The sequence below is a fragment of the Richelia intracellularis HH01 genome (genome assembly GCF_000350105.1).
GTDB classification, from domain to species: Bacteria; Cyanobacteriota; Cyanobacteriia; order Cyanobacteriales; family Nostocaceae; genus Richelia; species Richelia intracellularis.
This window is the reverse complement of sequence record NZ_CAIY01000019.1, coordinates 1-3,982: the sequence shown is the minus strand read 5'-3', so window position 1 is coordinate 3,982 and position 3,982 is coordinate 1. Positions and strand designations below refer to the sequence as shown.

Here is a 3,982-nt window from a genome sequence, read left to right as displayed (position 1 = left end):
TTCTACTCAATATAAACGAAGAGTTTGCAACCAAAATTTATATGAGTATGAAGATACAGCATAGTAGAGATTATATTATAAATTAATTTGAGTTTTTTTGTAGCAGCAAAATAATATGATTATATGATAGGCCTCTATATAAGAATCTAAGAATATTAAATATATTCAAAGCAAGAGCAATAGAAGTTAAGATTTGAGTAAATTAATTGTATGTAGCTTGTGAAAATGCTTTTGATTTAGGAAAATTTTATGTACATAGTTGCTGGATATATTTTATTACAATTGAATTAGTACCAATTACTTAATTACTGTTTAATACTGCCTAATATATATATTATTAACTATAATATATATATTAGGCAGTATTAAATTAGAATTAGAGCCTAAATTTAATTGATTTGCATGATAAATGTAGTTAGCAAAGTTAATAATTAATTTGATAGCATTATCAAATTAATTACACAAAAAAATAACAATTCATGTATATGCCTGCCAATAAATTAGTCGTATTTCGCAATATCTATTAATACGTCAAATAACAACTATATATTAGCTTTCATATTATCAAGAGAAAACCACTTTGCAAACTTACCTTATAATTCTCTAGGCCCATATATCTAATTAATAGAAGATTATATTATGAGTTAAAACTCTAATCCTTATCTGGAAAACTGGATAATATCTTAAGGCTCTCATAAGAAAGTATATGGTTCTGATTGGTTTATCAAATGTCAAGAAGTTTTCATGAGTAGTAATTTTTCAAAAATCATCACATATGGTTATCATTAAAAAAATATTGATGAATCCAAGGTTGGGTGACTGTTAAAATTGAATAGAGTAACAAAAAATATTGCCCCTAAGTTCGGTGTGCTTAGAGTATTTTTTCACTACTAGAGTCCTATTGTTATAGAATTGGTATAGAATAGAAAGTCATAAATAGAATATAAGTCTTCCAGTAGGGTTTAAAAAGCTTTTATATTAAATATAAGTTGCTTATATCAGTTATTATTACTTAATATTAGTAAATATCTTTATAGCATTTATTTGCTAGTATTAAGTAATTTTTCTAATTTTGAAGAAAATATGTTTATTACAATCCCTATCTTTATTTACATTAAAAATAATTTTATTTCTAATAATTAAGATCGAGCTGAATCTTTTTCAATAAGCTTTTTTCACTAGGTATGACCGTATTTTAGTTAGATTCATAGTATCTGCAGATATCTTTTTATTATCTAACATCTAATTCATATCTGGTTCCAGGTAATTTATCTTCTTATAGGAGAATACTGACTTTATTATTCTTAAGAAGGCACAGTATATGTATTACTAAAGTTGATTTTAGTATTTACACTTTCAGAGTGATGCAATCATATTGATGAACTTCGAGTTAATAAATATCAAGGTTATAATTTGATCTGGATCCTAAAATCAAGTTATTTTTATTCATTCGATGATGTAACAATAAAAATGAGTATTATCTTCATCGTAACATCATGTATTTAACTTATTTGGATAATAACACCTGGTTAATTGAAATTGGAAACAAGAAAATACTACTTGATCCCTGGCTTGTGGGAGATTTAACTTTTGCCAATTTAGCTTGGTTTTTTAAAGCTAGGCGTCTCCAAGAACGTTTAATACCAGAGAATATAAATCTCATTTTGTTATCTCAGGGTTTAGAAGATCATGCCCACTCACGAACCTTAAAACAATTAGACCGCCATATTCCTGTTGTAGCTTCTGTTAATGCGACTAAAATAGTTACGGAATTGGGGTATACTCAAATAATTACTCTTACCCATGGAGACACTTTCTCTTTTGGACAATCTTTAGAAATAACTGCGGTGCCTGGTTCTCCGATAGGTCCTATGTTGGTGGAAAATGGTTATTTATTGAAAGAGATAGAGACAGGCTTTAGCCTTTATTATGAACCCCATGGATATCATTCACCACTCCTAAAAAAATTTGCTCCAGTAGATGTGATTATTACTCCTTTAGTTGATTTAGCTTTGCCCATATTTGGATCATTTATTTATGGCAGAAAAAAGGCTTTAGAGGTTACCCAGTGGTTACAACCACAAGTAGTAGTTCCTACTACTTGTGGTTGTGATGTAATTTTTGAAGGTTTCTTAGCATCTGCAATAAAAACTATTGGAACTATTGAAGAATTTTGTTTCTTGCTTAAACAAAATGAGATCTCTGCTCAAGTTCTAAAACCACAACCGGAGGAAAGAATTCCAATTCATTTGAGTAAGAGAAAAGTAGAAATTAATTAATCCAACTGCATTAACTTGACTGCAAGTTACACTGATTAATACAAGTGATAATAACTGGGCCTATTTTTAGAACTAAAGTCCATTTCAATTCCTGTTTAGGATAAGTGCTGGAACTGAAATTAGAAGTACTTACTGGAATATATTAGGGGTGGTGTTTAACTTTTCAGGTCTTTATCCAAACGGGATTTTATCAATAGTAGGTATACAAGCCTTATATGCTTGGTACAGAATGTCCTTTTTAGGATAATAAATTGAGGTTTATACAGAAATTCTGTAAGTCTATTTATTTATGAAGCATATTTAAGATTTTCACCAAATAGAAGTTATACAAATCATTAGCAACAAGCTATAGTAGTCAAAAATTACCATTTAACTACCATGAATGATATCCATAATATGCTAGTATTTGACTCTGGGCAATATATTTATCTTTAAAATATATTGGAGTATTTTTTCTATTAGCATTCTCTTTTTATTATAGATATTTAACTAATTTTGTTTTTTTAAAAAATGAGTTTAATTTTTAATACTCCAAGAAAAATTAAACCTATTTATATTAAAATTTTGTCAGTTGTATTTGCTTCCATATTTTCATGGCCATGATAAAAATATCATGACTTTTATAAAATTTTCTTGTAATCTAAGATTTATATGATGAGATGAAAAGAATTATATATTAAAGAGAATTCTTCCATGTTTTCAGTGGACTTAATAAATCAGAGTATAATGTATATTATTCAAACAAATAAAAAGATCTTTATATAAATACTTAGTATTATGAGATATATATTATATAGAATTAATGTCAATTAAACTTATAAAAAGTTATATTAATAATTAGAGTTTCTGACTAAAATTTAGGGATCAAATAAAGTGATTCAAAAGTCATTAGGATGGTCAATCAAGATATCAAATACAGTAGGAATATTGGGATCAATGAGATGCACTTTGTCTCTCAAAAAATGCCTATATTTTAATTTCTATAAAATAACAATTAGTAGCCCTAACTCATAAAAATACATATGAATTCTTATTATAAGAATTCATATGTATTTTTTTAATTCTATCTAAATATTCTCATTCAGTAGGTTTTTATGAGTATTTTATTGAATTAAGCTTTATCTTTTAAGAATAACCATTAATTTCCATTATCTTAATGGAAATTAATGGTTATTCTTACTCAGGTTCCAAGGCTTTAGAAAAGTTGGCAGTAACACAAAAATAAATATGAGAATAAGTAAAAAGACTTGGTGTGCATATGGCTATGACATTAATATTAAGATTACCTTTATGTGCTTTTATTGAATTACTTCTAAGATATGATTATTAAATATAAAAAATATAAGTACAATACTCTCTATCAAATTCTCAAGATAATTCTAATAATAGCAAAAAGATTTTGGTATCTAACACTCATATAAATTATTATAATAGATTCATTTTATTTGTCTAATTAATCTTTAGACTGAGTACATTTTTATGTCCTAATAAATATTAGGACTATAATAATTACCAAAATATGTTTTAGTTAAAATATCATAAATAGTTATGGCTATTTACGTAATTTATACTTGATTGCAAGAAAGATTTAAACAGCTATAGAACAATAGCTAAAGCATATATTTTGGCAATTCCAAAAATTCATTATATTTGGAAGCTATTTAAAGATTTTCAGAAATAAAAACCTATCATATCAACTTATA

At 26.4% G+C, this 3,982-nt stretch carries 1 protein-coding gene; it reads left to right on the top strand.

Translation table 11 applies throughout. The features are described from left to right. Positions 1–1,496: 1,496 nt before the first annotated feature. On the top strand, positions 1,497–2,279 hold the full coding sequence (locus tag RINTHH_RS01675; protein WP_008232116.1) for an MBL fold metallo-hydrolase: 783 nt from the start codon (positions 1,497–1,499) through the stop codon (positions 2,277–2,279). Positions 2,280–3,982 lie beyond the last annotated feature (1,703 nt).